The sequence below is a fragment of the Mycobacterium sp. genome (genome assembly GCF_052144515.1).
Taxonomy (GTDB): domain Bacteria; phylum Actinomycetota; class Actinomycetes; order Mycobacteriales; family Mycobacteriaceae; genus Mycobacterium.
Map to the genome: position 1 here is coordinate 1 of NZ_JBKQQD010000388.1, position 4,583 is coordinate 4,583.

Genomic DNA, 4,583 nt, shown 5'->3' on the forward strand with positions numbered 1-4,583 from the left:
ACCAGATCACCGCGGCGAGTCGGAGCGGCGCGAGAAATCCCACCGGTCCCCGGGGACGGCTTTACCAGTCACCATGGGCCATATTGACGACTGGATCGCCGGGAATCACGTGCTCGCCATTGCCTAGCTGCCCCCAGCGGATACAGGCAAGGGGTGTGTCTCAGATGGCCGTCCGGCAGTTGTCAGTCCCGCCAGCCCCAGAAGGTTTTCAGAAGACGATGTAGCGGTATGAAAACCGTGCAGAAATATCGCCGACGACCAGTCTGTAAATACGGGGAAGTGCCGTGTCAGCACCGCAACTGGTCCGCGATGTCGGCACCGCGGTGGGACACTAAAGGAGCGCGACCAGGCGAGGCCGAGGTGGAATTGGGAGCAGCACGATGACGGTGTGCGACACAACCAGCGACTCTGTCAGCGAGATCGTCGATTCGCCTGAGCTGACTGCCCTCTTCCGCCAGTTGCCCCTTGAGCCCCGCTGCCGCGTGTGCCGCAACGACGCGCTGCGTGGAAAAGTCAACGGCCTCTTGGCCATCAGGACAAGCTACGCGATGATCCTGCGGGCTATAGAGAACGACAACACCAGACTCGACAAGCGCGACCGCATCACAATCGACTCAGTGCGCAACCACACCGCAAGGCATTTCCCCGTCCAGAACGTCGCCAAAGCCACCTACCGGGAAATCCTTGAGAGAAGAGCCAACGAGAACGGCATCGACTTCGTCAACGGAGTCGCCACGGCGATCACCCCGATGGCCTTTTACGAAAGTGTCATGGTCAAGGGCTATGAGAGCCTTGTTGATCCGGACACCAAGGTCGATGTCAACACCGGCATGGTCGCCGCGGGTCGGCTGCAAGCCCTGATCGAATCCCGCGCCAGCGGTACCAGGATGGTGGACATGTGGGCACAGATGAATCGCATCATTGAGGTGGTCCAATCTATGGTGCCGCAGGAGCTGCACGAAGAGCTGCTGCAACGGATCGAGTGGCAGGGACCTGTCGCGGTTCACACACCGGCCGACGAGTTTGAAGGCGCGGAGGACGAGTACGGCCCCGTGGAATCCGCGCAGGCAGACCAGGACTGCTGGACTCAGTGCGCAAGGAGAGACTGACCACCCGTCCACAGGATCAGCGCGCCTGCTCAGAGGAGCCCCTGCGGTTGAGATGTCTCTGAGTCGAGCAGCGCTGAAGTGTCTGCTCCGCTGGCAGTACTCTGCCCCCGCTGGGGGCCCCGGCAGCACTCTCCCCCGTGGGGGCTTGCCAGGAAGCAGCGGACCCTCCGGGCTGGCGTCATCGGCTCTCAATCGCAATCGGCCGCCCTGGGCGTTGGAGCCGGTACGTTAGGTTGTCCACGTGGCTGGAAAACGCAGGAACTACATGACATGACGCAATCCAGAACCAAAGACCGCAGCGGTCGTGACCAAGTGGCACCGAGCTGACTTGCGTCCCAGCTGGAGCCCGTCGAGGAACACCGAGTCAGAGATGGTGCCGCCGACGGTCAGTGGGGTCCCATCATGCCGCCGGGTCCCATCATGCCGCCGCAGCCCATCATGCCCTGCATCATCGCTGGCATGCCCTCGTTCACGAATCCAGTGACCTCTCGGGCGTGTGCGCGGATGGTTTCCGTCAGGGCGGGATCATCGGCGGTTTCCTCGGCGATCACGCCCGTGGGTGTGATTGTGAGCTGGCGGCGGTAGCCGTTGGCATTTCGGAAGAGGGCGGGCAGAGTTTGGCTCATGCAGGTGACCTCGACGCCCTGGTCGAGATGGGAGTACATGCTCGATACGTGCGTATGGAGGTGCGCGGCGAGGTCCGGAAAATTCGACTGAGTGGTGGTACGGACCCCACCGGGGATTTCCTCCACGGTGCGGCTGATCTCGCTATGCCGCATAAACATATCCATATAAAGCCTCATGTCCGCCATGCCGACGCCGCCCATGCAGCCGTCCCCCTGGGTTAGGCGGATACCTGGCCCTGTAGTCAGGGATTCAAAGATGCCACGAAGGGCATACCCCAGACCTACGACGCTGCTCGCTCCGATCGCGCCGAGCGCAGCGAGCGCGGCCCGTCGCGTCAACCTAGCCATCGCGGTCAGACATGTTCACGATGGTCGCGCAATATCGCGATGCGCCGTCGATACTCATCTTCGTCTATCTCGCCGCGTGCGAAGCGGTGCGCCAAAACGTATCTTCCGGCCCGGTCGCCACGGAACTGGCCCCCTTGTATTGGCTGCCGCCCCGAACCAGATCGCGGATCGCAAAGGCCACCACGACGACCACCGCCACCAGAAGCAGCGCCAACACGATGTACATCATGACGCCGCCCCACCCCCAGCCACCGCCGTTCCACATCCAGCCGTTACCGCCCCAGCCGCACATCTTCGGCGCTCCTTCCATCAGCTTGATCTTTGAAGCAAACGATGCGCTTGCCGCTCGGGGGTTTCTAGGGTCGATGGTCCTTTCTTCGCCATCTGGCTATAGCATCGTTGAATGCGAATACCAGCGGCATCTGGGCAAGTGGAGCGCATCGAGCTGGCTCCGGCAGCAGCACTGTTCCGTTCGCTTAGTGATCCCACCCGCCTGGCAATCGTGCGGCGGTTGGCGGTCGGCCCAGCGCGGGTAACCGACTTGGTCGAGGCATCGGGGCTGGCGCAATCGACGGTCTCCAAACACCTTGCGTGTCTGCGGGAGTGCGGGCTGGTGATGTCTGAGCCGCTAGGCCGGGCGTCGCTGTTTCGGCTAACGCAGCCCGCATTGATCGACGTTCTTGCCTCCGCCGAGACTGTGCTGGCAGCCACGGGGCAAGCGGTCGCATTGTGCCCCAACTACGGCGTGGATGGTTGTGCCACGGAGATGTCGTGATGGCTACTGAGGGCGCTGGCGAGCGCACCGCAGTGGTCGGTGAGGCATGCTGCGATGCGTCCGCTTGCACACAGTCAGCCCTGGTCGTGCGGAATGCGGGCTGGCTTCGTGCGGCTCGCTGGGCGCGTTGGCTGGCGTGGGCAAGCTTGCTGTGGATGTGCGCGGAAGGCGTAATCGGTTTCTGGCAGGGATTTGTCGCCGGTTCCATCTCCCTGATCGGGTGGGCACTCGCTAGTGCGGTGGAGGGTTTGGCAAGCCTGATCGTGGTGTGGCGGTTCACCGGCTCGCGCACCCTCTCGGAAACCGCCGAGCGCCGGGCGCAGCGTGGGGTCGCCATCTCGTTCTGGTTGATCGCCCCCTACATCGCCGCTGCATCGGTCCACAACATCATCACGGGGCATCGACCGGAGACCACGATCATCGGTATGGCGTTAACGGCTGTGGCGCTGTTGGAGATGCCCCTGCTGGGTTATGCGAAGCACAGGTTGGGTACGCGGCTGGACTCCAGGGCCACGGTCGGCGAGGGTACGCAAAACTATCTGTGCGCAGCACAGGCTGCCGCCGTGCTTATCACTTTGGCGGTTGTGGCGGTCTGGCGCGGAGGATGGTGGTTGGACCCCGTTGTTGGTTTAGGTATCGCCACCATCGCCGCGTGGCAAGGCGTCCGGTCATGGCGCGGTGAGAACTGTGGGTGCTGAACCGACCGCCGCACCGTAGTTGCGGTAGCCGGGTCCACACGAAGGCCAGCGAAAACGGATGGAGGATCAGTTCATGCCGACGCCTCAGTGGGGACGCGAGAGCATCGAAATAGCAGCGCCGCCAGCAGTTGTCTACGACCTGCTCGCTGACGTCACCCGCATGGGTGAGTGGAGTCCTGAGTGCTATCGGTGCGTGTGGCTGGACGGGGCTAGCGCCGCTGCCGAAGGCACGCGGTTTCGCGGGTACAACCGGCTTGGACCCTACCGCTGGGAGCGGACGGCAATAATCACCGCCGCTGAGCGTGGCCGCAAGTTCTCCTTCACCACCCTTGATGACCGTACCGGACGCGAACAGACAGAATGGCAGTACGTGTTTGAGCCACAATCGTCTGGGACGCTCGTAACAGAGTCCTTCCAGTTCTTGTGGTGCCCTGCCTTGGACCGAGTTCTGGAGGCGTTTGTCCCTCGTGGCCGCCAAGTGAATCGAGGCATCAAAGAAACGCTGCGGCGCTTGAAGCAGACCGCCGAGCCAACTCGGCGCACGGCATTGAGGGGGACTGGGTGAATCTCTAGGTCCATCGCCCACGCCGACGAGGTCACCACAGCGCCTACGGCAATACGACTAATGAATCCCAAGTGGGTCAACCGGACACGGCGCGTGTACGACCCGGTCTTCCCGATCTCGAAAGAGACGACATTCGAGGGCCTCAAAACTTCCTGTCGAAGTCACCGTGACCGCCGACGGCCCTCGTGGAAGTGTTCAACCGGCTATCTTTAGAGCACGCAGCTAGCGGTTACTCAGATCGGCACCGGGATGCGGCCCTCGCGGCCGTAGAACCCGGCGGGTCGTATTGAGTGCGGCCGGCGCGAATCGCTGCGCGTCAGGTGGCCGTCCAGCGGCCGGCGCACCACCTTGCCGTCGACGAGCGACAACCGTTCCAGCCATTCCAAAGCGAGGTAGCGGCCGACGAAACCGGTCGCGCCGGTCAGCAGCACTGTGCGCACTTCGGCGCTCGGGCCAGGCAGG

At 63.0% G+C, this 4,583-nt stretch carries 6 protein-coding genes and 1 pseudogene; 4 read left to right on the forward strand and 3 right to left on the reverse strand.

What is annotated here, in order from left to right; genetic code table 11:
* The first annotated feature begins 380 nt into the window (after positions 1-380).
* Complete coding sequence (locus ACLP9N_RS25805) at positions 381-1,109, forward strand: hypothetical protein (RefSeq protein WP_442410040.1); 729 nt, start codon at positions 381-383, stop codon at positions 1,107-1,109.
* Positions 1,110-1,495: 386 nt separating this feature from the next.
* Here the strand turns inward: ACLP9N_RS25805 and ACLP9N_RS25810 are convergent, their stop codons facing one another.
* Positions 1,496-2,083, reverse strand: coding sequence for a hypothetical protein (locus ACLP9N_RS25810; protein ID WP_442410041.1), 588 nt, complete (start codon positions 2,081-2,083; stop codon positions 1,496-1,498).
* A 64-nt stretch (positions 2,084-2,147) separates the two neighbouring features.
* Positions 2,148-2,393: a hypothetical protein gene (locus ACLP9N_RS25815; RefSeq protein ID WP_442410042.1), complete on the reverse strand. Its 246-nt coding sequence runs from the start codon at positions 2,391-2,393 to the stop codon at positions 2,148-2,150.
* Between the two features lie 93 nt (positions 2,394-2,486).
* On the opposite strand from ACLP9N_RS25815, the gene ACLP9N_RS25820 reads away from it, so the two are divergent.
* The 3 genes from ACLP9N_RS25820 to ACLP9N_RS25830 all read left to right on the forward strand — a co-directional run bounded on the left by ACLP9N_RS25820 (position 2,487) and on the right by ACLP9N_RS25830 (position 4,121).
* Complete coding sequence (locus tag ACLP9N_RS25820) at positions 2,487-2,858, forward strand: ArsR/SmtB family transcription factor (RefSeq protein WP_442410043.1); 372 nt, start codon at positions 2,487-2,489, stop codon at positions 2,856-2,858.
* Positions 2,858-3,556 (forward strand): cation transporter, encoded by a 699-nt coding sequence (locus ACLP9N_RS25825; protein WP_442410044.1) that lies wholly within the window; start codon positions 2,858-2,860, stop codon positions 3,554-3,556. The genes ACLP9N_RS25820 and ACLP9N_RS25825 overlap by 1 nt, the downstream gene beginning before the upstream one ends.
* 73 nt (positions 3,557-3,629) lie before the next feature.
* Positions 3,630-4,121: an SRPBCC family protein gene (locus tag ACLP9N_RS25830; protein WP_442410045.1), complete on the forward strand. Its 492-nt coding sequence runs from the start codon at positions 3,630-3,632 to the stop codon at positions 4,119-4,121.
* 341 nt (positions 4,122-4,462) lie between these two features.
* On the opposite strand, the pseudogene ACLP9N_RS25835 reads toward ACLP9N_RS25830, so the two are convergent.
* Positions 4,463-4,583, reverse strand: a pseudogene (locus ACLP9N_RS25835) (hypothetical protein); the annotation flags it as partial.

Coding starts and splice junctions, on each gene's coding strand:
- ACLP9N_RS25805 (WP_442410040.1), top strand. CDS start 381: ATGACGGTGTGCGACACAACCAGCGACTCTGTCAGCGAGATCGTCGAT.
- ACLP9N_RS25815 (WP_442410042.1), bottom strand. CDS start 2,393: ATGGAAGGAGCGCCGAAGATGTGCGGCTGGGGCGGTAACGGCTGGATG.
- ACLP9N_RS25820 (WP_442410043.1), top strand. CDS start 2,487: ATGCGAATACCAGCGGCATCTGGGCAAGTGGAGCGCATCGAGCTGGCT.
- ACLP9N_RS25810 (WP_442410041.1), bottom strand. CDS start 2,083: ATGGCTAGGTTGACGCGACGGGCCGCGCTCGCTGCGCTCGGCGCGATC.
- ACLP9N_RS25830 (WP_442410045.1), top strand. CDS start 3,630: ATGCCGACGCCTCAGTGGGGACGCGAGAGCATCGAAATAGCAGCGCCG.
- ACLP9N_RS25825 (WP_442410044.1), top strand. CDS start 2,858: ATGGCTACTGAGGGCGCTGGCGAGCGCACCGCAGTGGTCGGTGAGGCA.